Source organism: Paenibacillus apii, assembly GCF_011043685.1.
Lineage (GTDB): Bacteria > Bacillota > Bacilli > Paenibacillales > Paenibacillaceae > Paenibacillus_AQ > Paenibacillus_AQ sabinae.
In genome coordinates, this window is record NZ_JAAKGU010000001.1 from 985,998 (window position 1) to 1,012,507 (window position 26,510).

22 protein-coding genes are annotated in these 26,510 nt (G+C 53.9%); 1 reads left to right on the forward strand and 21 read right to left on the reverse strand.

Translation table 11 applies throughout. The features are described 5' to 3' along the window. Positions 1-206: 206 nt before the first annotated feature. The 21 genes from murG to G5B47_RS05100 form a co-directional block, all read right to left on the reverse strand. The gene (gene murG / locus G5B47_RS05000; RefSeq protein ID WP_165094952.1) at positions 207-1,316 is read right to left on the reverse strand and encodes an undecaprenyldiphospho-muramoylpentapeptide beta-N-acetylglucosaminyltransferase; all 1,110 of its coding nucleotides are present in this window, start codon (positions 1,314-1,316) and stop codon (positions 207-209) included. A 5-nt stretch (positions 1,317-1,321) separates the two neighbouring features. Beyond that, entirely contained in the window at positions 1,322-2,419 is a 1,098-nt protein-coding gene (gene spoVE, locus G5B47_RS05005; RefSeq protein WP_165094955.1) for a stage V sporulation protein E, read from the reverse strand. A 51-nt stretch (positions 2,420-2,470) separates the two neighbouring features. Further along, positions 2,471-3,892: a UDP-N-acetylmuramoyl-L-alanine--D-glutamate ligase gene (gene murD, locus G5B47_RS05010; RefSeq protein ID WP_165094958.1), complete on the reverse strand. Its 1,422-nt coding sequence runs from the start codon at positions 3,890-3,892 to the stop codon at positions 2,471-2,473. A 3-nt stretch (positions 3,893-3,895) separates the two neighbouring features. After that, positions 3,896-4,861 carry a phospho-N-acetylmuramoyl-pentapeptide-transferase gene (gene mraY, locus G5B47_RS05015; RefSeq protein WP_025335866.1) on the reverse strand — a complete coding sequence of 322 codons (966 nt, stop codon included), beginning with the start codon at positions 4,859-4,861 and terminating at the stop codon, positions 3,896-3,898. A gap of 21 nt (positions 4,862-4,882) precedes the next feature. Further along, positions 4,883-6,286, reverse strand: a complete 1,404-nt coding sequence (locus tag G5B47_RS05020) for a UDP-N-acetylmuramoyl-tripeptide--D-alanyl-D-alanine ligase (protein WP_165094961.1) — start codon at positions 6,284-6,286, stop codon at positions 4,883-4,885. After that, positions 6,283-7,770 carry a UDP-N-acetylmuramoyl-L-alanyl-D-glutamate--2,6-diaminopimelate ligase gene (locus G5B47_RS05025; protein ID WP_165094964.1) on the reverse strand — a complete coding sequence of 496 codons (1,488 nt, stop codon included), beginning with the start codon at positions 7,768-7,770 and terminating at the stop codon, positions 6,283-6,285. The genes G5B47_RS05020 and G5B47_RS05025 overlap by 4 nt, the downstream gene beginning before the upstream one ends. Before the next feature lie 41 nt (positions 7,771-7,811). Then, complete coding sequence (locus G5B47_RS05030) at positions 7,812-9,737, reverse strand: stage V sporulation protein D (protein WP_165095500.1); 1,926 nt, start codon at positions 9,735-9,737, stop codon at positions 7,812-7,814. Between the two features lie 82 nt (positions 9,738-9,819). Further along, positions 9,820-12,081, reverse strand: coding sequence for a peptidoglycan D,D-transpeptidase FtsI family protein (locus G5B47_RS05035; RefSeq protein WP_165094966.1), 2,262 nt, complete (start codon positions 12,079-12,081; stop codon positions 9,820-9,822). Positions 12,082-12,149: 68 nt separating this feature from the next. Beyond that, complete coding sequence (locus G5B47_RS05040; protein ID WP_165094969.1) at positions 12,150-12,515, reverse strand: cell division protein FtsL; 366 nt, start codon at positions 12,513-12,515, stop codon at positions 12,150-12,152. A gap of 24 nt (positions 12,516-12,539) precedes the next feature. Then, complete coding sequence (gene rsmH, locus G5B47_RS05045; protein ID WP_165094972.1) at positions 12,540-13,493, reverse strand: 16S rRNA (cytosine(1402)-N(4))-methyltransferase RsmH; 954 nt, start codon at positions 13,491-13,493, stop codon at positions 12,540-12,542. A gap of 33 nt (positions 13,494-13,526) precedes the next feature. Next, positions 13,527-13,964, reverse strand: coding sequence for a division/cell wall cluster transcriptional repressor MraZ (mraZ, locus tag G5B47_RS05050; RefSeq protein WP_025335873.1), 438 nt, complete (start codon positions 13,962-13,964; stop codon positions 13,527-13,529). Between the two features lie 464 nt (positions 13,965-14,428). Continuing rightward, positions 14,429-15,700, reverse strand: a complete 1,272-nt coding sequence (locus G5B47_RS05055; RefSeq protein ID WP_165094975.1) for an adenosylhomocysteinase — start codon at positions 15,698-15,700, stop codon at positions 14,429-14,431. A 38-nt stretch (positions 15,701-15,738) separates the two neighbouring features. After that, positions 15,739-17,367: a bacillithiol biosynthesis cysteine-adding enzyme BshC gene (bshC, locus tag G5B47_RS05060; protein ID WP_165094978.1), complete on the reverse strand. Its 1,629-nt coding sequence runs from the start codon at positions 17,365-17,367 to the stop codon at positions 15,739-15,741. A 226-nt stretch (positions 17,368-17,593) separates the two neighbouring features. Then, positions 17,594-18,514 (reverse strand): ABC transporter ATP-binding protein, encoded by a 921-nt coding sequence (locus G5B47_RS05065; protein ID WP_025335876.1) that lies wholly within the window; start codon positions 18,512-18,514, stop codon positions 17,594-17,596. After that, complete coding sequence (locus G5B47_RS05070) at positions 18,511-19,506, reverse strand: ABC transporter ATP-binding protein (protein ID WP_165094981.1); 996 nt, start codon at positions 19,504-19,506, stop codon at positions 18,511-18,513. Before G5B47_RS05070 ends, G5B47_RS05065 begins: the two co-directional genes overlap by 4 nt. Before the next feature lie 13 nt (positions 19,507-19,519). Next, positions 19,520-20,449 (reverse strand): ABC transporter permease, encoded by a 930-nt coding sequence (locus G5B47_RS05075; protein ID WP_165095502.1) that lies wholly within the window; start codon positions 20,447-20,449, stop codon positions 19,520-19,522. A 21-nt stretch (positions 20,450-20,470) separates the two neighbouring features. Then, positions 20,471-21,403 carry an ABC transporter permease gene (locus G5B47_RS05080; RefSeq protein WP_165094984.1) on the reverse strand — a complete coding sequence of 311 codons (933 nt, stop codon included), beginning with the start codon at positions 21,401-21,403 and terminating at the stop codon, positions 20,471-20,473. Positions 21,404-21,705: 302 nt separating this feature from the next. Then, positions 21,706-23,415, reverse strand: coding sequence for a peptide ABC transporter substrate-binding protein (locus G5B47_RS05085; RefSeq protein ID WP_165094986.1), 1,710 nt, complete (start codon positions 23,413-23,415; stop codon positions 21,706-21,708). 151 nt (positions 23,416-23,566) lie between these two features. Beyond that, positions 23,567-23,953 (reverse strand): DUF3397 domain-containing protein, encoded by a 387-nt coding sequence (locus G5B47_RS05090; RefSeq protein WP_165094988.1) that lies wholly within the window; start codon positions 23,951-23,953, stop codon positions 23,567-23,569. 6 nt (positions 23,954-23,959) lie between these two features. Continuing rightward, the gene (locus G5B47_RS05095; protein WP_165094990.1) at positions 23,960-24,916 is read right to left on the reverse strand and encodes a ketopantoate reductase family protein; all 957 of its coding nucleotides are present in this window, start codon (positions 24,914-24,916) and stop codon (positions 23,960-23,962) included. Between the two features lie 214 nt (positions 24,917-25,130). Next, positions 25,131-25,775 carry an RsfA family transcriptional regulator gene (locus G5B47_RS05100; protein WP_165094992.1) on the reverse strand — a complete coding sequence of 215 codons (645 nt, stop codon included), beginning with the start codon at positions 25,773-25,775 and terminating at the stop codon, positions 25,131-25,133. A 343-nt stretch (positions 25,776-26,118) separates the two neighbouring features. Between G5B47_RS05100 and G5B47_RS05105 the strand changes: the two genes are divergently transcribed. Further along, on the forward strand, positions 26,119-26,355 hold the full coding sequence (locus tag G5B47_RS05105; RefSeq protein ID WP_025335884.1) for a DUF2626 domain-containing protein: 237 nt from the start codon (positions 26,119-26,121) through the stop codon (positions 26,353-26,355). Positions 26,356-26,510: the final 155 nt, after the last annotated feature.

Genomic DNA, 26,510 nt, shown 5'->3' on the forward strand with positions numbered 1-26,510 from the left:
GGCAGCCGCTTCCGTCTTTTGTCAGGCAGGCGATTAATCTCTTATCGGACGCAAGCTGCGCGCCCTCCGCCATTCCGGTAAGCGGCCCTAGGTGATAGTCACGATTTATACGTTATCGTATGTCGATTCCCTCGGGTGTGTGACAGGATGGAGCGCCGGAACGCGGCATGCTGCCGTTACCGGCCCCTCTGCATTCGGACAAGCATTCACTTGCCGCCCGCAAGCCGCCGAAGCTCCTTAACAACAAGCGCAGCGGAATCCCGCTTGCCCAGTTTGCGCGAGGCTTCGGACATGGACTTGCGGAGCGCCGGGTCGCCCGTAATAGAGCGGACCGCCTTGTACAGCGACTGTCCGGTTAAATCCTTCTCCAGGATCACAACCGCCGCTCCCGCGCGTTCCAGCTGCCGCGCATTCGCCTCCTGATGGTTGTTCGTCACATTCGGTGACGGAATGAGAACGGAGGGGATGCCCAGCGCCGTAATTTCCGCGAGAAACGAAGCTCCCGCACGGTTCACAATCAAAGAGGTGCAGGCGAGCACTTCCGGCATATTATGAACATAGGGCAGCACATGCAGCCAGTTCGGAAGACTTCCCAGCTTCTCGCGCAGGCTCTTGCGGGTCCCTTCGTAATAAGGCTCGCCCGTGACGTACACGTAATGGACCTGCGATTCCTTGACGGCAAGCGAAGCCATCTCGATCATCGCCTCATTGATCGCTTTCGCCCCCCGGCTGCCGCCCACTACCAGCACGACCGTGCTGTCGTCCGGAATGCCCAGGGAAGCGAAGCCCCGCTGCGGATTCGCCTTGCTGACCGTTGTAGCGCGCGGGTTCCCCGTGTAAATCACGCGCTTGCCTGCCGGGAAGGCCGATTCGGTTCCCTCGAAGCTAACCGCCACCGTGCTCGCATACCGGCTTAAAAACTTGTTGGTCAGACCCGGTATAGCGTTCTGCTCATGAATCAGCGTAGGGATGCCAAGCTTGGAAGCGGCATAGACAACGGGGCCGCAGACATAGCCGCCCGTTCCGACGACCACATCGGGCCTAAATTCCTTCAGCATCCGCTTGGACTCTTTCACGCCTTTAAGGAAACGCATGACCGTCTTCACATTGTCTAGGGAAAGCTTCCGGCGGAACCCGGTAATATCGATCGAGCGGAACGGAAGGTTCTCTTGGGGAACCAGCTTGCTCTCCAGCCCCCGCGTCCCGCCGATATACAAAAATGCGGATGCGTCTTCCTCAGCCTCCAGCTGCCTTGCCACGGCGACGGCGGGATAAATATGTCCTCCCGTGCCGCCGCCGCTTAATACGATACGCATTGCCTTCACCTCGCATAACGGGATAAGTTTAGTAGAATGCCGAGCGCCGTGAGCATCAGCGTCAGCGAAGAGCCGCCATAGCTGATCAGCGGCAGCGTAATGCCCGTGACCGGCATCATGCCGATGACCACGCCGATGTTGATGACGACCTGCACGGCCACCATGCAGACGACTCCGACGGCCAGATAGCTGCCGAAACGGTCCGGCAGGCTCATCGCCACCCTCATTCCCCGCCAGATCAGGATAAGGAACAGGGTGAGCACCGCTAGTCCGCCGATAAAACCCAGCTCCTCGGCCAGGATGGAAAATATAAAGTCCGTCTGCGGCTCAGGCACATAGCTGTATTTCTGCCGGCTCATGCCAAGCCCAAGTCCCCCAAGCCCTCCGGGGCCGATCGCATACAAGGACTGGATGATCTGATACCCCTTGCCAAGCGGGTCGGACCAGGGATCAAGGAACGCGGTAATCCGCTGAATCCGGTAAGGGGCGGCCGCGACGAGCGCGGCAAATCCCGCGACTCCCGCCGCCCCGAGTCCGAGAAGATGCTTCATTCTCGCCCCGGCGGTAAAGACCATCATCAGAGTCGCCCCCATCATGACCGTTCCTGTGCCGAGATCGGGCTGAAGCATAATGAGTCCGAAGGCTGTCCCGATCAGGGCCAGCGGCGGCAGAAGGCCCCGCGTGAACGAAGTGATGTCGTAATCCTCGCGGCTCAGCCAGTTCGCCAGATAGAGAATCATCCCCATCTTCATGAATTCGGAGGGCTGGATGCCGAAAGAGCTGATACCGAGCCAGCTTCGCGCGCCGCCGCGAACGACTCCGATTCCGGGAATCAATACAATCACAAGCAGTACGAAGCAGACGATAAGCGCCGGCCGGGACAGCCTCTTCAGGACCCGGTAATCCACATTGGCCGTAAAGAACATGGCGGCAAGACCAAGGGCGGCAAAGAGCAGCTGTCTTTTGACAAAATAAAAAGAATCGCCATAATTACGAAAGCCCAGCACGGACCCCGCACTGTACACCATAATCATGCCTATGGCCAGCAGCGCCAGAATAGGAATAAGCAGCCAGATATCCGGCGCGGGACGGGTCTTGTTCATGAGGAGCACACCTCTTGCATCGTAGTGGAGGCTTATCCATCGCCCCCCTACTTACAGATTATGCACCGCCTCTTTAAAAATACGCCCGCGCTCTTCATAGGATGTGAACATGTCCCAGCTCGCGCAGGCGGGAGACAGCAGAACCACATCTCCCTCTTCGGCGAGAGCTGCGGCTTCCCGCACGGCCTGCTTCAGCACCGAGGCGGCGCTGTCTCCATTATCGACCGTGACGACCGTCTTTAATCCGGCAAGCTTCGCGACATGCGCGAGCTTGTCCTTCGTCTGTCCAAGCGCCACCAGCGCTTTGACGCGTCCCTCAAGGACCGGGACCAGCTCCAGATAGTCGGAGCCGCGATCAAGCCCTCCGGCGATCAGCACGATCGGCTGGCGGAACGAAGCCAGCGCCATGGACGTCGCCTTGGCGTTGGTCGCTTTGGAGTTGTTGTAATACGCCGCGCCGCCCTTGGCCTCGACATACTCCAGCCGGTGCTCCACGCCCCGGAACGAAGCGAGCGTCCCGGCGAGGCCCGCAGGGTCCGCTCCGGCGGCAATGGCGATGGCGCAGGCCGCCAGCGCATTTTCCACGTTAAAGCGGCCTGGGAGTCCGATAGAGTCCACCTCGGCGATTACAATCTCGCTCTCCGAATAGTCGCGGTAGACAATAACCCGTTTCAGATCGTCCTCGGTGCCCGTTACGTAGGAGGGACGGACAAACACGCCCTGCACCAGTTCCTCCGTCATCGAAAAGGGCAAAATCATGCCCTTGATATTAGGCACAAGCTCTCTGCAGTATGAATCGTCCCAGTTCAGCACGGCCGTGTCGCTCACACCCTGATTTGCAAACAGCTTGGCTTTGGAAGCCACGTAATCGCTCATGTCGCCGTGGTAGTCAAGGTGAGTCTCGGCCACATTCAGCAGGCAGCCTACTTTTGGCCGGAAATCTTCCGTCCCTTTAAGCTGAAAGCTGCTCAGCTCCACCACCATCCAGTTGTCCGCCGTTGCTTCCTGCGCCGCTTGTGTCAGGGGAGTGCCGATATTTCCGGCCACAATCGGGTTCATGCCGGCGGCTTCCAGCATTTTCCCAACCCAGGTGGTTGTCGTTGTCTTGCCGTTGGACCCGGTTATGCCGATAATCGGCGCCGCGCACAGATGATAGGCGACCTCCACCTCCGTCACCACCTCGATGCCCAGCTCCAGCGCCCGCTTTACAGGCGGAACGCTGTATGGGATTCCGGGATTTTTGACAACGAGCTTGATGCCTTCGTGGATGAGTCCTTCCGGGTGCCCTCCGCATATAACAGAAATTCCCAAAGACTCCAGTTCGGAAGCTTCGGGACATTGTTCTCTTTCTTTTTTGTCGTTCACCGTGACAACGGCGCCATGCTCATGCAGCACCTTGGCCACCTGCACGCCGCTCTTGGCCAGCCCAAGAACGACGATTTGTTCACCGCGGTACATATCCGGATGTTTCATTATCTACAACCCCTTGCTGATATAAAGTCCCAGACCGGCCAGCACGATGCCTACCGCCCAGAAGGTAATGACTACACGCCATTCCGACCATCCGCCAAGCTCGAAGTGATGATGGATCGGGCTCATTCGGAAAATGCGCTTACCGCGCGTCTTAAAGGACGCAACCTGCAGGATAACCGACAGCATTTCGATGACAAACACGCCGCCGATCACAACAAACAGCAGCTCTGTTTTGGTAACAATGGCAATGGCACCGATCGCGCCGCCAATGCCAAAGGAGCCGAAGTCGCCCATAAACACCTTGGCGGGATGAGCATTGAACACCAGGAAACCAAGCACTGCACCAATCATCGCGGCGGCGCATACACCTGCGGCAATTGAAGTGGCCTGCATGGCCACTACTGCAAAGGCTGCGAGCGCAATGGCGCTGACGCCCGATAGCAATCCGTCTACTCCATCGGTGAAATTGACCGCGTTGGTTACAGCCATCATCATGAGGATGATAAACGGATAATAGAACCAGCCGCCCCAGTCAAAGCTGATGGCTGTTCCCGGGATGCTGATGCTTGTATTGTGTCCGGCGGAAATCAGCAGGCCGCATATGACGGCACCCACCAATAGCTGTCCGAACAGCTTTTGCCGCGGAGTCAGTCCAAGTGAGCGTTTAAAGACGATTTTGATATAATCATCCAGAAAGCCGACCATGCCATAGCCAAGCATAGCTACCAGAAGGACATAAAAGTCCGTATTAATAACAGAAAACTTTAGAAATGACAAGGTGGACGCCAGCATGATGATAATTCCGCCCATCGTGGGCGTCCCCGCTTTTTTCAAATGAGTCTGAGGCCCGTCGTCGCGAACCTGCTGTCCGAATTTCAAGCGGCGCAGCAGCGGAATGATGAGCGGAGCGGCAATGACCGCAAGGATAAAGGATACGGCGATAGTTAGAAGCAAAAGTTGATAATCCACGGGTTCATCCTCTCCAAATCTTTAACTTTGATCAAAATGGGCGTGCAGCCGCTGAAGCGATTCTTCCAGCCGCATGCCTCGGGACGCCTTGAACAGCACGATATCCTTCGGATCCGTCTTCGATAGAAGCAGATCGGTCATTGCGGACTTGTCTGTAAAAGCATACACCCGGTCCGGACCGAACCTCTTTGCGGCAGCCTCGGCAAGATGAGCGGAGAGCGGACCGTATGCAAAGACGAGATCGACTTTCTCCGGGTCCAGGTAAGCCCCGACTTCCGCATGGAAATCCGCTTCGTCCGGCCCAAGCTCAAGCATGTCCCCCAGTACCGCAATTTTGGCGCCTGCGCCCTTCATGGACTGAAGCACATCGATCGCGGCCTTCATCGACGTCGGACTGGCATTGTACGCATCGTTCAGCAGCGTAAGGCCGGAGGACGCCCGGATCAGCTCGATCCGCATACCGGTCAGTTTGAGTCTGCCTAGACCGGCGGCCATCTCCTCATCGCTTACTCCGTAATGGCTTGCCACTGCCAGGGCGGCCAGACTGTTCACGACATTGTGTCTGCCGGGAAGCGGGAGCGTGAAGACCTGCTCGCCGTGGAGGCTGGTCGTGAATGTCGTTCCGCCTTCATGCGCCATGATTCCCGTCGGATAATCGTCATTTCCGGTCCCAAGACCGAAACGGAACGTCTTCAGGTCCTCCGGGGCCGCAAATCCCGGCTCGCCCATAACCTCGGCAAGCAGCGGTTCATCCCCGTTATAAATGAGCAGGCCCCCGGGTTTAAGCCCTTCGGCGATTTCCAGCTTCGCCCGGGCGATTTCCTTCCGCGAGCCCAGCTGCAGAAGATGCGATTCGCCGATATTGGTAATAACGGCTGTATCGGGCTGAGCCAAGGATGTGAGAAGGGAGATCTCTCCCCTTGAGCTCATGCCCATCTCCAGCACGGCGATTTCCGTATCCGCCGCCATGGACAGCACGGTGAGCGGCAGGCCGATATGGTTATTGAAGTTCCCCTGCGTCTTGTGTACCTTGAACCGCGTCTCCAGCAGAGCGGTAATGATATCCTTGGTCGTCGTCTTTCCGTTGCTGCCGGTGACGGCAACCACGCGCGGAGCCACTTCCTTCAGATAGGCTGACGCGAGACGCTGCAGAGCCTCCAGCGTATCTTCCACCAGGATGGCATTTCCCTGCGGAGCGGCGCCTTTATTTCGTGTCCACAGCGTCGCTGCCGCTCCCGCCTTCAGAGCGGACTCGCTGTAATCATGTCCGTCAAAGCTGTCGCCTACCAGCGGGACGAACAGGCAGCCGGGCGTAATTTTACGGGAGTCGGTAACCACTCCCGTTATTAAAACCTCGGCTGTGCTGCCCGGAGACAGCTCGCCCCCGCACATGGCGGCAATGCTTTGCAGTGTTCTTGTAATCAATGGCTTCTACCCCTTATAGCTTCTTTGGCGACGATGCGGTCATCGAAATCGAGAACGGCGCCGCCAATCAGTTGGTAGGTCTCATGACCTTTCCCCGCAATCAATACTACATCGCCGGGGCTTGCCACATCAATAGCTTTCCCGATCGCTTCGCGCCGGTCAACAATCAGCTCATACCGGCTGGTGTCCACACCGTCTTCAACCAGTCCCGCCTCAATATCCTTCAAAATGGCTTCCGGATCTTCAGTTCGCGGGTTATCGGAAGTGACAAGGATATGATCGCTGTACTTGGCTGCGATTTTGCCCATCAGCGGCCGCTTTGTCCGGTCGCGGTCGCCGCCGCAGCCGAAGACGGTCAGCACTTTTCCCTCGGCAAATTCGCGGACCGTGCGAAGCACATTTTCCAATCCGTCCGGGGTATGCGCGTAATCCACAACAACCGCGTACGGCTGACCTTCGTCAACCGATTCCACCCGGCCGCTCACGCCCGGTACCGCTTCGAGGCTCGCTTTGATGTCAGCAAGCGGAATATCCTCCAGCAGACCAGCGGTTATGGCGGCAAGCGCGTTGTAGACATTGAATTTGCCCACCATTTTCAGCGAAATATCGGCATTTCCCTTAAAGGTCCTCACATGAAACGAGGTGCCTTTGGCCGTAATGGAAATCTGCGAGGCGCGGACGCCAGCTTCGTTGTCGATCCCGTATGTAATGGTCTCCGCCGCGGTCTGGGCCGCAAAGTAAGTGCTTGCCTCATCATCAGCATTCAGTACGGCGTATTTGCGTTCTTCCTTCAAGGGCGAGATATCATTCCCAAGTCTTGCGAAAAACAGTCCCTTCGCCGCGCGGTACTCTTCCATCGTATGATGATAATCCAAATGGTCCTGTGTCAAATTCGTGAAAATAGCGGTGCGGAAATCCGTTCCTTTAACCCGCCCCTGCTCAAGCGCATGCGAGGAAACCTCCATCACGCAGCTTTGCACGCCTTGAGAAACCATATCACTGAGCGCGCGTTGAAGCTCCAGCGATTCCGGCGTCGTCCGGGGCATCGGATAGCTGACTCCGCCGTAGCGCATTTGGATCGTCCCGATGAGTCCCGTCTTCACGCCGTGATCTTCCAAAATGCGCTCGATCAAATAGGTCGTCGTCGTCTTTCCGTTCGTTCCGGTAACGCCGATCATCTTCATCCGGCTGCTCGGAGACCCGAAGAACGCATTCGCCAGAACGGCCATCGCAAACCGGCTGTCACCCACAACAATCTGCGGCAGATCAATATCGAGCTTGCGTTCTACAACAAGCGCCGCCGCGCCGCTTGCTGCCGCCTGTGGCGCAAATTCATGTCCATCGACGGTAAAGCCGGGGAGGCAAATGAACAAATCTCCGGGCTTTACCTTCCGGGAATCGGCCTGCAAATCGGTAATTTCGGTTTCGCCGCTGCCGATCAAACGCGAAACCGCCAGACAGGAAGACAGTTCTTCAAGTTTCATCTTAATCCCTCGCTCTATCGTATCGAATAATCTCATTATCATTATGGACTGGAAGAGCCCATATAAATCCGGATCGTCGATCCCCGTTCCACTCTTGTTCCCGGTTTCGGCGCCTGATTGATGACCGTGTCTCCGGTGCCGGAGCGGACAAGATTGAAGTTCATGTTCATGTCCTCGTAAATATCCTGTACCGTAGCGCCGACGAGGTCCGGCACAACGTCAATCGGCGTCTCTCCCAGCTTGTAAGCTTTGGGAAGCTGATCCGCGCGCTTGGGCACCTTCATATAGTTCAGGGAATCCTCCAGAATGTTCTGCACAATCGGCGCGGCCACGACGCCGCCAAACTGAATGCCTTTCGGATTGTCAACCGCGGTGTAGACGACTATTTGCGGATCGTCCGCAGGCGCGAAGCCGATGAACGAAACGATATGCTCCGTCGTGGAATACCGTCCGTTAATGACTTTTTGCGCGGTCCCTGTCTTGCCGCCGACGCGGTAGCCGTCAATGAACGCCGGGCGGCCCGTTCCTTTGGCGACGACGCTCTCCAGCGCCTCGCGAACCTTCCTGGACGTTTCTTCCGTGATGACCTGACGCTCCATCTCGGGTTTGATCTCGGATACAGTCTGACCGGTATCCGGGTTAATCCACGCCTTGGCGATATGCGGCTTATACAGTTTCCCTCCGTTGATGGCTGCTGAAACCGCCGCGATCTGCTGGATCGGCGTCACGGATACGCCCTGCCCGAAGGCCGTTGTCGCCAGTTCGACCGGACCGACCCGCGCCGGCTTGAACAGGATGCCGTTCTCCTCGCCGTTCAGGTCGATTCCCGTTTTGCTGCCAAAGCCGAAGTTGCGGATATACTGGAACAGCGCATCCTTTCCAAGTCTCTGCCCAAGAACGACGAAACCGGGGTTGCAGGAGTTCTCGACCACCTGCAGGAATGTCTCGCTGCCGTGGCCGCCTTTTTTCCAGCAGCGCAGCTTCGCTCCGCCCACCTCGATAAAGCCGGGGTCATAGAAGCGTTCATTCTTCAAATCGACTTTATTCTCGTTAAGCGCCGCCGCAAGCGTAATGATCTTGAACGTTGAACCGGGCTCGTATGTCATCCAGATCGGCAGGTTCCGGTTGTAAACGGCGGGATCGTACTCTTTGTACTGCCCCGGCTCATATCCCGGCCGGCTGGCCATCGCGAGAATCTCCCCGTTCTTCGGATTCATGGCGATCGCCCAGCTCGCGTTAGCCTGATATTTGACCATGGCCTGGTCCAGCTCCCTCTCCATGATCGACTGAATCTGCTTGTCGATGGTCAGTTCCAGATTCAGGCCATCCTGGGGCTTCGAATAAGTCTCGGAGGAGTTCGGCATGAGCCGCCCGCCCGCGTCGGACAAATAAGAGATATTCCCGCCGATTCCCTTGAGCAGCTTGTCATAGACACTTTCAATTCCTGTTATTCCCTGATTGTCAATGCCCGTAAATCCGAGGATATGCGCCGCCAGATCTCCATACGGGTAAAACCGCTTGCTGTCTTCAGCCACAACGATGCCCGGCAGCTGCAAATCACGAATGTCCCCGGCTAGCTCCATCGTAATTTTGCGTCCGCCGGGCTGCAGTCTCACCGTGGATTCACGTTTTGATAACAGGGTCACCAGCTTCTCCTGCGTCATACCCAGAAGGGGGGCCAGCTTCATAGCCGTTCCTTCCTTGTCCTTCACCTGCACCGGAATGGCGTACACGGTCGGCGAGCTGATGTTGTAGGCCAGCGGAATCCCTTCACGGTCCATAATTTCCCCGCGTTTGGCCGTAAAGGGAATATTCCGGCGCCACGAATTCTCCGCCTTGGCCGACAGTTCTTCGCCCTTGGACAGCTGCACATAGGCGAGACGCAGGGCCAGAGCCATAAATAGCACGGCCAGCCCCAGCAAAGTCCACAGCATCCGCCGCCGCGACACGACTCTCGAAACCTTCATCTCTGTCATCCCCGCTTTCCCTGCAATAGACATGTACTCTTTCCTTCATGACTATTCAGGACAAACCGGGCTTAGAACAAGCCTAATTCGAGGAAGGGGCATTCTCTCCGGTATTCGGATCCGCAGCTGAATCGGAAGCTGCCTCAGTACCCGGGCCGCCGGATTCCGAGTCCGCCGTGTCGCTGCCTTGCACAACCGGCTCATCCGGCTTTAGCGTCACCGTGACTTTCGTTTTGCCGTTATTTACGGATTCCTTCTGCTGCGTGACGTAGCCTTCACCCTCAACCTGAATGCCCACCTTCAGCAAGGTCAGCACTTCCAGCGCATCCCGGAGCGATTCGCCGCGCAGATCGGGAATCTTCGGTTTGTCTCCCTGCTCGCTGAGCAGATAGACCTTCTGCCCGGGGGTCAGCGCCGTTCCCGCTTCAGGGTACTGGCTGACCACGGACGGACCGCTTCCGACGGTTTCGAAGTCAAAACCCTGGTTGATAAGCAGTTCTTTGGCCGATTTCATCGTCTGGCCGACCATGTTTGGAGCAGTCCGCGCCGACACCGCATTATCTCCGGACTTCTTTCCGTTCTTGTCCGCTTCCGCGTACGCTTTGGGGACACCCATATATTCCAAGGACTGGGAAACGATCTTCTGGAACACCGGCGCCGCCGCCGTGCCCCCTCCGACGTCTCCTTTCGGCTCGTCCATAATGACGATGACCGAAATCTTGGGATCATTGACCGGAGCATAACCTATGAAGGAGACTAAATTCTTGGTGCGATCATACTCTCCATTGGCACCCACTTTGATCGCCGTACCGGTCTTGCCGGCCACCCGGTAGCCTTCAATATAAGCGTGTCGGCCGGTTCCGATTTTCTGGTCGGCGACAACCTGCTCCAGATAACTCCCCGTTTTCCTGGCGCTATCTGCCGAAATGACCTGACGAATAACTTCCGGCTTCGTCACGGTCGTTTTCCCGGTATTGGGGTCTTCGATTTCCTTCAACATATGCGGTTTCATTAACTTACCGCCGTTGGCGACGGCCGATACCGCGGCAAGCTGCTGAATCGGCGTAACCTGCACTTTCCCGTGACCATAGGCTAGAGTAGCGAATTCAACCGGCCACTCCGGGGTTATTCTTCCTTTGACCTCTCCGGGAAGGTCGATGCCGGTCTTTTCTTTAAAACCAAAATTATCGATATATTGTATAAGCTTGTCTCTTCCCAGCATTTCATAGCCCAGCTTAACAAAGCCTACGTTACTGGAATGCTTCACGCCATCCAGGTAAGTAATTTCCCCCCAGCCTCCGCGCAAATCATTAAGACGCCGTTTGCCGATCATGATATAGCCTGACTGAAATGTCGCATTTGGATCGAACAGCTTCTCCTGAACCGTCCCGGCCAGCGTGACGATTTTGAACGTAGAACCTGGCTCGTAGATGGACTTGATAGCATGGTTGTAGAAATCCCCCTGATCCTGCGTCTCCCAGTATTCGTTAGGATTGAAAGTCGGTAGATTGGCCATACCAAGAATTTCCATCGTGTTCGGATCGGCTGCAATTACCGTCATACTCTTCGGCTGGTATTTGTCATAGGCTTCCTTCATCGCGTCTTCGATGTAATATTGAATCGTACTGTCGATCGTCAGCTTCAGATTGTCGCCGTTGACGACCGGCTGGTACGTTTCCGCAGCATCGGGAAGCTTGACGCCTTTGCCGTCGCTCTGGTAATCGAGATAACCGTCGGCGCCTTTCAGCAGCTTGTCATAGAAGTATTCCAGCCCGGCTACGGCCTTGCCGTCACGGTCCGTGTACCCGAGAATATGGGCGGCCAGCGAGTTCTTGGGATAGTACCGTTTCTGGTCCTTGACCCAGCCGACGCCGGTTTCGCGGATGTCATGCTCTTTCTCCAGCTTCTTCACGAACACGGTTATCTTGTCGGCCACTTCCTGATCGACCTTCCAGCCTTCGTTGCGCACCTCGCGATTCTTGTACAAATTGCCGTCTTTGTCCTTGGCGTCGATCAGCTCTTCAAGCTCTGACACCGGCTTGTTCAGAATCTCATGCAGACCCTGAACCACCTCATCCCGTATGCCCCGCTCCTGAATGACATCCGGCTCCACCACTACGGTATAAGCCGGAACGTCGCTGGCCAGAACACTGCCGGTACGATCCGTTATCTGTCCCCGCTGGGCTTTGATGATCGTCGTATGCGCCCAAGTGTCCGCGGCTCTTTTTTGCCAGAAGTCCCCCTGAAGCACCTGAATCCAGAATACCCGTCCGACCAGAACAAGAAAAAAGAGGGTAATACATCCCCCTATGAACAGTGAACGAAGCTTTATTCTTTTTATCATACGCGAACCTCACAACCTCTATTTTACAATCTTGACGGCCGCTTCCGGCTGATTTAGGCCGGCTGGTCCTAGTTATTCCGGGTAACGGTAATGCTGTCTTCCGGCACACTGTACCCCTGTTCCCGGGCTTTCATCGCCACCTGCTGCTCAAGATCCTGCTTCTCTTTCTGATAAACAGCAATGTCCTTCTTGGCTTTGGAAATCTTCGCATCCAAGTCTTGCGCCTGCTTGTTCAAATCGTAAATGTGGACATAGCGCCATACCAGGACGCTGGACACAAGGACGAATAAGGCAAGAGTCAGCAAATACAGAAGCTTCTCCTGCGTAGGGAGCGTCGTTCGCCTTGTGACAACCTTAGTCTTTTCGCGGTAGCGAGGATTAACTTTCTGTTCCCTTTGTTGCTGCACTGCCAAATTGCCGCGGGTATAGGCCATCTCTGACTCTCCTTTTATCGTCGTTTACAATTTCTCCGCAATACGCAGCTTGGCAGAACGGGCTCTCGGATTACGTTCAAGCTCCTCTTCGCCGGGGGTAAGCGGTTTGCGATTGATCAATTTCACCTGTCCCTTGCCGCCGCATACACACATCGGAAAATCCGGCGGGCATGTACAGCGGCCGACATAGCCGTTCAGGATCTGCTTGCAAATCCGGTCCTCAAGTGAATGGAACGTTATCACGGATACCCTGCCTCCGGGGGCCAGACAACGTACAGCCGCATGAAGGGCCTCTTCAAAAGCGCCCAACTCATCGTTCACGGCAATGCGCAGCCCCTGAAAGCTCCGTTTGGCGGGATGTCCACCCGTCCTCCGCGTCGCCGCGGGAATCGCCTCTTTGATTATATCGGCCAATTCCCCCGTAGTTTCAATAGGACGCACCGCTCTCCTCTCGACAATTTTTCCCGCGATCCTTCTGGAGAACTTCTCCTCTCCGTACTGGAACAGCACGCGGGCGATTTCCTGCTCGGACCAGGTGTTGACGATGTCTGCGGCGGTCAATTCGGCGCTCCGGTCCATCCGCATATCGAGCGGGGCGTCGTGGTTGTAGCTGAATCCGCGCTCTCCTTCATCAAATTGCGGGGAGGAAACCCCCAGATCGAATAGAATCCCGTCTACCTGGGGAACTCCGTCCTTCTGCGGAACCGCCGGCAGCGAACGCAGCACTTCCTCCAAATCCCGAAAATTCGTCTTGACCAAAATGACCTTGTCTCCGAAGACGGCCAGCTTCTCCCTGGCGTTATCCAAAGCTGAGTCGTCCTGATCAAATGCGATCAACCGTCCATGGTCGCCCAATCTTGAAGCGATCAAGGCGCTGTGCCCGGCTCCTCCGAGCGTGCAATCCACATAGATGCCGTCTTCCCTGACGTTTAAGCCTTCCGTTGCTTCTTCCTTCAGAACCGTGATGTGATGAAACAAGCTGCAGCCCTCCAAACAGTATTCGGTAAATAATTATAAATCAAAGTTGAAATCCACCAGCTTCTCGGCGATTTCGTTAAACGACTCCTCCGACTGCCCGAAGTACTGTTCCCAAAGCTCCTTGTTCCAGATTTCCACCCGGTTCGAAACGCCCAGAATGACACATTCCTTGTCCAGCTTCGCATACTCTCGCAGATTGGACGGCAGGGTAACCCTACCCTGCTTGTCCCACTGGCATTCCGTCGCTCCCGAGAAAAAGAAGCGGCTGAACGCGCGGGCGTCGGACTTCATCAGCGGCAGACTTTTCAGCTTTTGTTCCATGATTCCCCATTCATCCATGGGATAAACGAAAAGACAGGAGTCAAGACCGCGGGTCGCCACAAAAGAGGAACCGAGCAGTTCACGAAATTTAGCCGGTATAATGATACGGCCTTTATCGTCAATGCTATGCTGGTATTCCCCCATAAACATTGCTGCCCACTCCTTAATCTCCTCGGGTCCCCACTTCCCCCCACTTTTCACCACTTAAGCATAATAGATTCGTCATCAAAAATCAAAAACCTTTTTCCGTTTCTAGGTATCTTTTTCCAGTTAAACGATGACCCTTAACGTGTCTTTATTTGGCAGAAAATATGCCGCTCCGCGCCATGCGACATCAAACGGGGCACATCTTATCGAACCTGTATGAAGGGATGCTGGCGAATAACCGCAGGTCGCCGTCCAGAAGGGGATTACAGGGGAAGTTTTATCGAAGCGGACGAATGAATCGATCTTTATGTCGAAGGGACTGTTCAGGGGGGGCTAACGAGTAAAATCCGAAAAAATAATTGGTTTAGGTTTCCAGTCTCCCGCCCGGTCGGCAAAAAGGCACCTTGCTCCAATGCTAGATTGGCCAAGGTGCCGCTGCTTGATAGAGCTATTGGGCTTTCTTCAAATTAAGCGTTCAGATTCCAGCTGTCGAGATAAGCGATCTGCTCTGGAGTCAGGGAGTCAATGCCAAGCCCCATGCTTTCCAGCTTGTAGCGGGCAACCTGCTCATCCAAAACGTAAGGAACATTCTCGACTTTGGCGCCGATATTGCGGTAGTTGTCATTCACGTATTTCAGCGAGAGCGCCTGAAGCGCGAAGGTCATATCCATAATTTCAGCCGGATGACCGTCCGCCGCGCCCAGATTGACGAGCCGCCCTTCGGCCAGCAAATACAACTTGCGACCGTCTTTCAGCTGATATTCCTCGATATTCTTACGGACCGTCCGCTGAATGGCCGCTCTCTCCGCCAGATCCGGCTTGCAGACTTCCACATCGAAATGGCCGGCGTTGCACATAATGGCCCCATCCTTCATCACATCGAAATGCTCGCCGCGGATGACGTACCGGTTGCCCGTTACGGTAACGAAGAAATCGCCCAGCTTGGCCGCTTCCAGCATCGGCATTACATGGAAGCCGTCCATGTGCGCCTCAACGGCCTTGATTGCATCGACTTCCGTAACGATGACGTTCGCGCCCAATCCCTTGGCCCGCATCGCCACTCCCTTGCCGCACCAGCCGTAGCCGACGACGACAACCGTTTTGCCCGCCACCATCAGATTGGTCGTGCGGATGATGCCATCCCATGCCGACTGTCCGGTGCCGTAGCGGTTATCGAACAGATGCTTGCAGTAGGCGTCGTTGACGGCAACCATCGGGAACTTCAGCACGCCCTGCTTATGCAGCGCCTTCAGCCGGATAATGCCAGTTGTCGTCTCCTCCGCTCCGCCGCGGATATTCTCCATCAGGTCGGGCCGCTCGGAATGCAGCAGCGTCGCAAAATCGCCGCCGTCGTCGATAATGAGGTCCGGCTTGCTTTCCAGCGCCTTGATGTTGAGCTCCTTGAATTCCTCTGGAGTCGGATTGTATTTCGCAAATACGGTAATGCCGTCTTCCACGAGCGCGGCGCAGACATCGTCCTGCGTGGAAAGGGGATTCGAGCCGGTAATGGTGACCTCTGCTCCGCCTGCCTGAACGACCTTGGCCAAATACGCGGTTTTCGCTTCCAAATGGAGCGTAATCGAAACTTTTAGTCCTTTGAATGGCTGCTCCTTCTCGAACTGCTCGCGGATGCGGTTCAGCACAGGCATGTGCTGGCGAACCCAATCGATTTTGAGGTGCCCGTCTTGAGCGAGCGACATATCGGCTACGATACTTTTTTGCCGGGATAATGAACTCATTGAATAACCTCCTGTTTCTCGTACGCTATCATTTTAACTTACATATATATGATGCGATGCGTTCCGCTATAGTCTGCCGGAAGCTCCATCAATCCGTCCAGCCAGGTTAGGCCGTACCGGTTCAAATAATACACGATACTGTACACCCGTTCCTGCAGCCTGCCCAGAGGCATTAGCGAACGTTCGATCCGCTCCCACTGCCGCAGCGCGGCTTCGCTCTGTTTGGCCATCGCATCCTGCACTTTCCCTTGGAGGAAGGAAATTTGATCGAGTATTTTCTCTTTGTTGCTTCCACCCAGCTTGATCAGACCGGCCTGGACCGTGCCGATTTGTTCGATAAGGGGATCATACATGGCGGCAAAAGAAGCCTTGACCTCATCAAATCTTCTGCCAAGCTCCAGCTCATCCTGAGCCTCCAGCCACCGGCGCTTCTTCTCTTCAAGGCCCTCCAGAACGTCGCCAAAGGTCAGGCCGTATTTTTCCATATGCTTGTGCAGTGTGCCTTCGACAATGGTAAAAGACATCCGGGGAACGATCAGCGGCATCTGGAGTCCCATCTGCTCAAAAGCCCAGCCCGTAATCCCCCAGTACGATATCTCTCCCTGTCCGAGCACGGTTGCCAGCACGGGCAGAAGATAATCCTGCATCAGCGGCCGGGTCAGCACGTTATTGCTGAAGCGTTCGGGATAACGGTCCAGAAGGTCAAGCAATTCCTCGCGGGAAAAAGAGATCGTCCCTTTGCGGTCCGTGAATACGCCGTCCTTCCTGATCAGCAGCAGCCGCGCGCCCTCATGGATGTAAAAGAGGTTCGCCCCGCCTTCCGCCACATCGGCCTGAAGCTGAAATCCCTCTGCCTTAAGTTCCGAAGCCATTTTATGGTAGGCATCTTCCAGAGTCTCGTTGCCCGTGATCAGCGAGCGGAAGAACGGCTGCTCCAGCCGGCGCAGCGCCGGGTCCGCCGAATCCAGCAGCACCAGACCAAATTTGCCGAAGAGCGCACCCATGATTTCGGCAAAAGCCGCGCACATGCTGCCCTTGCGGGCAGCGGCCTGCACCAGCTCCAGCATGCCCGCCTTAAATTCGCTTTCCTGAAGCAGCTCTTCAAGTTGTCTAAGAGGCGGCTCCCAATTCTCCCCGTCTACTTCAATATGGCTGACCGACGAGCGTCCCGTTTCCGGTGCCTCGATCTTCAGCTTGGCGATTTCCCCCGAGCGGTTCAGCACATACGTATGATTGACTTCGTCCCAGTCGTGGTCCTCCCCGGCAATCCAGAATAGCGGCACAACCGGCCGGCCCAGCTCCCGGCTCGCTTCTTTCGCGGCGAGGATGGCAGTGACCGCTTTGTAGACGACAAGCAGCGGTCCCGTAAACAGGCCGCTCTGCTGACCTCCGGCAACGACCAGCGTCTCCGGCCGTTCGAGCAGGTCGAGCGAGAGCCTGACCGCTTCGTGATTATTATATTTTGCGTTATAGGCTCGCAGCACTTCCGTTAGCCTGCCACGGTCAGCCCGGACGCTTGCGCTTTCATCCAGCCAGGCGGCCCGCTGCCGCTTGTTCTGGAGCGGTTGAAAATGACCGCCGTAAAACTTCGCAGCCTTCTCGTCATGATCCATGAACCCGCGGGCAAGCGCCGGTCCGCCTGGCAGCGGCTCCGGTACAACATTCATCTTTAGGTTGCCCCCTGTTCTCAAACTTCTTAAATGATTGTATCCAAACGAGCACGCCGCGTCAAAGCATGCCTTTCAATTTTCAAGAAGAAACGAATCCGCCATTTAGTAAAAACAGCCCCCGTTAAAAAACAAGGTTTCCGGCCGTTCTAAAGAAGCGGCCGGAAACCTAAGTGCTTTAATGCATTGAACTTTATGAATAAATGACTTTATCCGAACGTCAGAATCAGGCAAACGCCTTGGCTACCCAGTGGCCTTTCGAAACTTCAACCAGCTGTGTTTCTTCTTCGTTCGTCTTCTCGCCAGCCGAATAAATCGGGCTCCCAAGCTCGTCATGCAATATCAACCGTTTCTTGTTGACCTCAATTTCCGGATCGGGAATCGGAATAGCCGACAGAAGCGATTTTGTATACGGATGAAGCGGGTTGGCGTACAGCTCTTCACTTTCGGCAAGCTCAACCATTTTGCCAAGATACATTACTGCCACACGGTCGCTGATATGCTTAACCATGGACAAATCATGCGCAATGAACAAATATGTCAGACCCAAACGGTTCTGAAGTTCTTTAAGCAGGTTGACGACCTGGGCTTGGATGGACACGTCAAGCGCCGAAATCGGTTCGTCGCAGACAATGAACTTCGGATTGACCGCAAGGGCGCGGGCAATCCCGATCCGCTGGCGCTGGCCACCGGAGAATTCATGCGGGTACCGCGAAGCATGGTCATGGTTAAGGCCAACCATATCGAGCAGCTCTTCGATCCGCTTCTTTCGCTGGGCGCGGCTTCCGGCCATGTTGTGAATATCCAGCGCTTCGCCGATGATATCCGACACCGTAAAGCGCGGGTTAAGCGACGCGTACGGGTCCTGGAAAATCATCTGCATGTCACGGCGCATCGCCTTCATCTTACCCGGAGACAGCTTGTAAATATCCGTTCCGTTAAATTTGACGCTGCCTGCGGTTGGTTCGTACAAACGAAGGACCGTGCGGCCAGCGGTCGTTTTGCCGCAGCCAGACTCGCCTACCATGCCGAGCGTTTCACCTTCCCGAATCGAGAAGTTGATGTTGTCTACCGCTTTGAGCACCTTGCCTTTTCCTACATTAAAATACTTCTTCAGGCCTTCGACCTCAATCAATTGCTTGCTCAAGAGCGTTGCACCTCCTTGGCCATCGGATGAAGATTCCAGCAGCGCGCGGTATGCGTATCGCTGAATTCCGTAGTACCCGGATCGATTCTTTCACAGATCGCCATCGCTTCACTGCAGCGCGCGGTGAATGGGCAGCCGATCGGCGGTTTGATCAGATCGGGCGGCGTGCCAACGATCGGAATCAGCGGCTCGCCTTTCTTCTGGTCCAGACGCGGCATCGAACGAAGCAGTCCCTTCGTGTACGGGTGCTGCGGGTTTTTGAAAATTTCCCATCTTGTTCCCGTTTCCACCACTTCACCCGCGTACATAACGATAACCCGGTCGCACATTCCGGCGACAACGCCAAGGTCATGCGTGATCAGAATAATGGAGGTGCCGAGCTTTTGCTGCATATCTTTCATAACGTCCATGATTTGAGCCTGGATCGTCACGTCCAGAGCCGTGGTCGGCTCGTCCGCAATAAGCAGCGCCGGGCGGCAGGCAAGCGCGATTGCGATCATGACCCGCTGCCGCATACCGCCGGAAAATTCATGGGGATATTGATAAAAGCGGGCCTCGGCATTCTTGATACCGACAAGCTTCAACATTTCAATGCCTTGCTTGGTCGCTTCGGCCGCTGACATTTTCTGATGTTTGATCAATACTTCCGTGATTTGCTTTCCCACTTTAATCGTAGGGTTAAGAGAGGTCATCGGGTCTTGAAATATCATGCCAATGTCTTTGCCGCGAATAGCTTCCATTTCTTTGATGCTTTTCTTGAGAAGATCCTGTCCCTGGAAAATAATTTCGCCCTGCTTCACTTTGGACGGTGGAGAAGGAATCAACCGCATAATCGATTGGGCGGTAACGCTCTTTCCGCTGCCGGACTCGCCGACGATCGCTACCGTCTCCCCTTTGCCGATCTCGAAATTCATACCGCGGACGGCCTGTACTTCACCGCCCTTTACAAAAAACGAAACATGCAAATCTTTTACCTGTAAAATGGGGTCCATTATCGTTCACCTCCTATTTCTTCAATTTAGGATCAAGCGCGTCGCGAAGGCCGTCGCCAAAAATGTTAAAGGCCAGCATTGTGATACTGATGAGAATAGCCGGGAACAGCATACGCCATGGGAATGCGAGCCAGCCGGTCAATGCGTCACTGATCATCGAACCGAGCGAAGCTCTCGGTGCTTGTACGCCAAGTCCAAGGAAGCTCAGGAATGCCTCGGCGAAGATCGCATTTGGAACGGACAGTGTAATGGTTACAATGATGGGTCCAACCGCATTAGGCAGCAGATGCTTGAACAAAAGACGGCCGCTTCCTGCCCCCATTGAGCGGGAGGCCAAAACGAACTCGCGGTTCTTAAGCTGCATAATTTCCCCGCGCACAATCCAGGACATGTTGATCCAGCCTGTAATCGTGAGCGCCAGAATAATCGTCCACAAGCTTGGCTCCAGTACAACCAGAAGCAAAATAACAACGAGCAGGTATGGAATGGAATACAGAACTTCAGAAATTTTGTTCATAATGCTGTCCGTACGTCCGCCAAAGAATCCCATGATTCCACCGTAAATGACACCGATCAGAAGGTCAATCAGGGCTGCGGCCAGACCTACAATCAAGGAAATGCGCGCGCCGTACCAGGTGCGGACAAACATGTCGCGGCCCAGATCATCGGTTCCGAACCAATGAGCTGCAGACGGCGACTGGTTGGTATTCAGCAAATCATTCGAATCATAGGTATAAGTTGTTAAATGCGGGCCGATAATGGCACCTATAATAATTAATACAAGCAGGCCCAACGATACCATAGCCGCCTTGTTCTGGCGCAGACGGTACCAAGCATCCTGCCAAGCCGACAGACTTTCCCGTTCAATAACTTCCGCCTGCTTCTCATCCACGCCAATCTTGCGGAAATCTTCGGGCTTCAGATTAACGCCCGGCGGAACCATATGTTGATCTACTGCCACTCCTTAGCCCTCCTTTCCTCCACTCAGTTTAATGCGCGGATCTACAAAGACATAAGCAACGTCCGTAATGAACCGCGTAGCCATGAGCAGAATACCGTAGAAAATCGTAATTCCCATAATGATCGGATAGTCGCGAACGCTAATCGCTTCGACAAACTGCTTGCCGATACCACCGATCCCGAAAATCTGCTCGATTACAACGGAACCGGTAACGATGTTTGCCGTCATCGGCCCCACATAAGTCACGACCGGCATAATGCCGTTTCGCAGCACATGGCGGAAAAGGATAACGACCCAGCTAAGACCCTTGGCCTTCGCCGTTTTGATATAATCCGCATGCAGCACTTCAAGCATACTGGATCGGGTCAGCCTGGCAATGAATGCGATCGGCTGCGCCGACAATGCGGCAACCGGAAGCACATAGTCCAATGGATCATTGAAGCCCATAACATCAACCCAACCCAGCTTCGAAGCAAAGATATATTGCAGCACCGTAGCCAGCACAAAGCTTGGTACCGCTATTCCGAGCACCGCCAGCACCATCGCTGCGGTGTCGATAAATTTGCGATGGTAGAGCGCTGCCAGCATCCCTAGCAGAATACCGATAATAACCGACACAACAATTGCTACAAGCCCCAGCTTTAGTGAAGCGGAGAAAGTCTGGCTTATAATATCCGATACGTCCTGATTCAAGCGTTTCATTGAAACCCCAAAGTCACCTTGAATGATATTACCTAAGTATTTGATATACTGCTGGAAGACGGGCTTGTCCAGACCGTATTGTTCATACAGCCGCTGGCGGATTTCGTCCGGAATTTTCTTCTCGGATGTAAACGGATCACCCGGGATGGCTTTCATCAGGAAAAACGTGGCTGAGATCAGCACAAACAGTGAAACCAGCATATAGAAAAACTTATTTGCAACATAGCGTATCATGCCCGTCAACACCTCCTTCGACAAATTTTTCACACCTAATAATGATCTTATGAAATAATTAACCACTTGTCCATTTTATATATTTGTAAATACCCATAATATTCAAAGGTCAACTGACACATGGAAAAACGGCTGCGCCTTCTTTCAGGGACGGCATCCGTTTCTTTTAAAAGTATTCATGAATAATAATTCAAAAAAAAAGGGATATATATGGAATTCCACATATATATCCCGAAGTGCTTGAACTACTTCAGATATTTAATTATTCAATTAAATAGACTTGATGTAGTTCAAAGCGAATCTTAGTGCTCGAGCAGGTAAGCGCGAGTCAGGTCAACTGCGCCGCTGAAGTCAAGCGTTACGCCTTTCAGGTAAGGCTTGGTCAGCGAGTTGTTGGTGTAGTAGTAAATCGGAATCAGGATCATGTCGTCTTGAATGATCAATTTTTCCGCTGCGGCAAACTTCTCTTGACGAACTGCAGCATCATCCGTTGCTTTTGCATCGGCAATCAGCTTGTCGTATGCAGGGTTCGCATAGCCAGTATCGTTGTTGCCGCCTTTTGTTACCCACATATCGAGGAAGGTCATCGGATCATTATAGTCCGCTGTCCAGCCTGCGCGAGCAACTTGGAAGTTTTGATGTTGACGGTTTTCAATAAATACTGCCCATTCTTGGTTTTCCAGCTTAACGTCAACGCCCAGAGCTTTCTTCCACATGTCAGCGATTGCCAGGGCAATCTTCTTATGGCCTTCACTCGTGTTGTAAGACAAAGTGAAAGTCGGCAGTTTGGTCAGACCTTCTTCTTTCAGACCTTCTTCAAGCAAGGTCTTAGCTTGTGCGTCATCTTCAGTAAAGTAGCTGTCCTTAATAGCCGTACGGTATTCGCCGTTAGCGCCGGCAATACCTGGAGGAACGAAGCCAAATGCCGGCAGTTGTCCGCCCAAAGTAACCTTGTCGATCAGTGTTTGACGATCGATCGTCATCGCAAGAGCCTTACGGATTTTAACGTTGCTGAAAGGTTTCTCGGTTACGTTAAACTCGTAGTAGTACACACTTGCAATACCTTTTCTGTTAAACTCGTCCGGATATTTTTGCTGTACGATCGGAAGCTGCTCAGTCGGAATTTCGCCGTTAGGACCGCCAGCGCGGTCCAATTGGCCGCTCTCGTAAGCCGAAAGTTCGGTAGCGCTGCTGTTTACGAGCGAGAAGTCGATTTTGCTAAGTTTAATGGAATCTTTATCCCAGTAGTTGTCGTTCTTCGAAACTTGCAGCGATTGGCCGGTCGTCCACTCGGTCAGCGTAAAAGGACCGTTAACGATCATGGTGTCTTTGTTTGTTGCCCATTTCGCGTTGCCTTCAACCGATTTGTGAACCGGATAGTAAGTATAGAAAGAGAGCAGACCCAGGAAGTAAGGAGTCGGTGCAGCCAAAGTCACTTCCAGCGTCTTGTCGTCTACCGCTTTAACTCCTACTTGGTTGAAGTCGGTAATTTTCTTGTCATAGTATTCTTGAGCGTTCTTGAGGTAGTACAATTGGTAAGCGTAAGGTGCTGCCTCTGCAGCGGCTGGATCAAGGACCCGTTTCCAAGCGCGGACAAAATCGCCGGCTACAACAGGGTCACCGTTGCTCCACTTAGCGTCGCGCAGGGTGAACGTATATACCAATCCGTCAGGGGAGATTTCCCATTTTTCAGCGATGCCCGGTTCCGCTTGGCCGGTTTCATCGTTCATGCGGGTTAAGCCTTCATACATGGTCTTCAGAACCGTGTTGGCTTGGCTGTCTTGCGCAAGAGCCGGATCGAATGTCGGAGGCTCAGCACTCAGGTTGATTTTAAGCGTTTGATCAGCGGCAAGCTTCTCTCCCGATGCGCTTCCATCAGTAGCGGCCGGAGTGTTGCCCGCAGTATTGCCAGTGTTCGTGGCAGCATTATTGCCACCGCCGCATCCTGCAAGCACGGTTCCGATGACTAAAACGAGCGCGAACAGGAGCAAAAGACTTTTACTCTTCTTCATCTAGCAGTTCCCCCTAAATAGAATGTGTTATATGGTTTATGATTATACAACCAGTGGTCAAAAAAATCCAGAGGATTGTTCCTCGATTATCATATTTTTTCATTTTTTTAACGTTATGTGACAAACAGCCCGTAAATCGTGTCAGATTATATCACATTGCCTGTAGGATATATTTGATCATTCCAAAGATCATGAAGAGCACATAACCTGTCCCCATAACCAAAAAGCCAAGTCTCCAAACCGCGCGCAGCAGCCTTTTGCCATCCACTCTCCCCTTCAGGCGGTTCTGTGCGCCTCCAATCAGTCCAGCCGCAATCAGCACCAGGAGAAGAATCAGATAGAACCCGAAGCCGTTTTGAAAGAGGTTATTAAACAGTGCCGATACGGAAAAAAGAAGAAAAACGGTCGTCACGTCCATAGCCAGCAGAAGAGACGGCTTCCTGCCCCTTCCCAGGCGAATGGAGATAAAATAGACAAGCAAAAAAGGCAGCACAGGCAAAATGCTTAATACGATCAGCGAATTGCGGAGCCATTCCAAGCGGCTTCACCTCTCCTTTACAAACATGCCCTCAACCATCCGGATGACCCATTGGTGCGCGGTGACATCGACGCCTGCCTGTTCTGCCAGCGCCACCAAACTGCCGTTAATCCAGCGGATTTCCGTCTCTCTTGAAGACAGTACGTCCGCCAGCATCGACGAATGATTGCCCGATGTCGCCCGGCAGACCTCTAGGATGTCGTTCCACAGACTGTCTTCATAGGCTATTCCGCAGGCCTCGTAGACGGCGGCCGTTTCTTCGTACAGCTCTCTCATCATTCGCACGCGCAGCTCCGTACTCAGCAGCTCGCCGTTCGGGATGCGCCAAATCGCGGTCAGGGGATTGATGACCGCATTGATTGCAAGCTTCCGGAAAATCATGGCTTTCACTTCATTCGACAGAAGAACGGAAAATCCTGCTGATCGAAGCGTATCCGCCATACGAATTGCCGCTTGATTCCGGACGGTCTCACCTTTGCCCCATAATCCGATGGATGTCTGCCCGGCCCCGGCGTGAACGACCCGCACCGGAGACTCCCGCCTGGCCCCTTCCGTCGTGACGGCCGCATACAAAGAGGCTGCTGGCAGCAGTTTCTGCAGCAGCTCCATATGCCCCCAGCCGTTCTGCAGGCACAGGACATTGACCTCACTCTCCCGAAGAGGTCCAAGAAGCTCCGGCAGTGTGCCGTGCAGCACTCCCTGTTTCACGGTGAGCACCAGCCAGTCTCCGGGCGATTCCGGATAAAGACGCGGAAATTCGCTTATAGGGACCGCTTCGATCTCGCTTCCCGGAATGAAGACCGGCTCCCTTCCGTCAATATGGCTAATCGCCAAGCCTGCTTCCGCCAGCGCCGCGCACTGCTCCCCACTCCTGCACCACAGCCGGACTCCTGCTCCGGAACGGATCAGCTTTCCTGCCAGCAAAAGCCCCAGTGAGCCCGCTCCGATGATCTCGATTTTCAATCCTCCAGTCACCGCCTGCAAACATTAAATTAAAAAGCATCCGAGGATCCCGCACAAGCCAGGAGACAAGCTTCGGATTGGAAGCATCAATGCCTCAGCCTGCTGTACGGGGTTTACTGATCTAGTATACCGCGCTGGAGGCAAAAGGAAAATCCCGCCATCACGGCTTTCTTTCACACCGCTGGCGGGATTTTGTGTTCAGGCTTGCATGACTTCATTCGATCCGTTCCAGATTGCCGTTGGCATCCATCTTGAACCGGTTCTTAATCTCCTCTTCTTCCTCGCTTAAAAAGGCCAGCCTGCGGGCACGGTCCATGATCTGGATCAGCGCCTTGTAGTCGTCGTTCACTACACGGTAATCGCTTTGGGCCGTATTGACTTCTTTGGACAATCTCTCATTTTCCGCTCTCAGCTCCGCCAGTTCCTCTTCTTTGTCGCGAAGGTCACGCTCCAGCATTTTCAGCTGACGGCCGGCTTCCTGGTAAGTCCCCTTCCACTGTCTCAAGAACCTTATAACGGCGTCGATGGTCAGGGAATTCGGGGTATCTTCCGTTCCGTAGTCGTCCTCGCCGTCACTCAAGATGAAACCGGCAACCTGGGCGCCTCTGGACGAGTTTTGTTTTTTCAGATAGCTCCTTTTCTGACGCTGTCCTTTCGCAATGGCAATCGCTTCCTCGTAGCTTTTGCGCACACAGCTGTTCCAGCGAAATCCGCAGGCTGCCGATGTCCTGCCGATTTTCTCGCCCACTTCCTCAAAAGCGGCCAATTGCGTGCTCCCTTCCCGGATATGACGAAGGGTGACCTCCGCCAAAATGAGATCGTCTTCCTCGCTCCAGGCGTCTTGTCTAATGGCTGTCATAGAGCCAAACCTCCTAGTAACATCTTGAAATAACCATCTTTGTAACCGGCGGTGCCGCCGGCCAGTGAATGGGGATAAAAGCTGCTTACTCCATTCCTATGCCTCTCATAGAGTTCATAGAATCTATTTGATACTCATTTGTATTTCCAATTTGTCTTCCGCTCATACGCAAAAAAGGAAATAATCGCTTCACGCCGCCCATTTTGTCCGTCAATAACACAAATCACATTTTCACAGAAAACGGTCTCATTTTTTATTGAATTCGTTTACAACTATTTTGTGGGCCGGGTATAATGGATTAGAGGTATTCCGTTCGTTCTAACCTAAGGAGGGGGATGGTAACGTGGCTCGGATGTTTCGGGTTCTGGGATTCTTTACGCTGGTAATCGGCCTGATGGCATTTGCGGGGAAAATGGTCGAGATGGCGCTGCTGTTCTTTTTACAGACCGCATTTTTCGTAATCCTGGGCTATATGAAATTCACCGAAAGAACCTATATCCTTCTGTTTTGGGGGTATATGATTGTCACTTTTACCGGCTTCAGCTATTGGACAGTCTTCCGGATGGGCCTCCCCTTGTAGCTTCGGTTCATCCAGCGGCACATTTAAAACAGCGCAGAAATCCAAGCCCCACGCGATGTGGGGTTATTTTATGTTCCAAGGCAATAGGCCGCCGCACGGAAATGCGGTATGATATTTTTACAGGGTCAAACATATCATACCTACATAACGATTCG

What these genes read in the sequence shown, in the direction of transcription:
- murG (WP_165094952.1), bottom strand. Translation starts at nt 1,316, where the DNA reads ATGCGTATCGTATTAAGCGGCGGCGGCACGGGAGGACATATTTATCCC.
- mraZ (WP_025335873.1), bottom strand. Translation starts at nt 13,964, where the DNA reads ATGTTTATGGGGGAATACCAGCATAGCATTGACGATAAAGGCCGTATC.
- spoVE (WP_165094955.1), bottom strand. Translation starts at nt 2,419, where the DNA reads ATGAACAAGACCCGTCCCGCGCCGGATATCTGGCTGCTTATTCCTATT.
- G5B47_RS05040 (WP_165094969.1), bottom strand. Translation starts at nt 12,515, where the DNA reads ATGGCCTATACCCGCGGCAATTTGGCAGTGCAGCAACAAAGGGAACAG.
- G5B47_RS05080 (WP_165094984.1), bottom strand. Translation starts at nt 21,403, where the DNA reads ATGATACGCTATGTTGCAAATAAGTTTTTCTATATGCTGGTTTCACTG.
- G5B47_RS05030 (WP_165095500.1), bottom strand. Translation starts at nt 9,737, where the DNA reads ATGAAGGTTTCGAGAGTCGTGTCGCGGCGGCGGATGCTGTGGACTTTG.
- G5B47_RS05075 (WP_165095502.1), bottom strand. Translation starts at nt 20,449, where the DNA reads ATGGTTCCGCCGGGCGTTAATCTGAAGCCCGAAGATTTCCGCAAGATT.
- G5B47_RS05070 (WP_165094981.1), bottom strand. Translation starts at nt 19,506, where the DNA reads ATGGACCCCATTTTACAGGTAAAAGATTTGCATGTTTCGTTTTTTGTA.
- G5B47_RS05100 (WP_165094992.1), bottom strand. Translation starts at nt 25,775, where the DNA reads ATGACAGCCATTAGACAAGACGCCTGGAGCGAGGAAGACGATCTCATT.
- G5B47_RS05035 (WP_165094966.1), bottom strand. Translation starts at nt 12,081, where the DNA reads ATGATAAAAAGAATAAAGCTTCGTTCACTGTTCATAGGGGGATGTATT.
- G5B47_RS05055 (WP_165094975.1), bottom strand. Translation starts at nt 15,700, where the DNA reads ATGAGTTCATTATCCCGGCAAAAAAGTATCGTAGCCGATATGTCGCTC.
- bshC (WP_165094978.1), bottom strand. Translation starts at nt 17,367, where the DNA reads ATGAATGTTGTACCGGAGCCGCTGCCAGGCGGACCGGCGCTTGCCCGC.
- G5B47_RS05085 (WP_165094986.1), bottom strand. Translation starts at nt 23,415, where the DNA reads ATGAAGAAGAGTAAAAGTCTTTTGCTCCTGTTCGCGCTCGTTTTAGTC.
- murD (WP_165094958.1), bottom strand. Translation starts at nt 3,892, where the DNA reads ATGAAACATCCGGATATGTACCGCGGTGAACAAATCGTCGTTCTTGGG.
- G5B47_RS05025 (WP_165094964.1), bottom strand. Translation starts at nt 7,770, where the DNA reads ATGAAACTTGAAGAACTGTCTTCCTGTCTGGCGGTTTCGCGTTTGATC.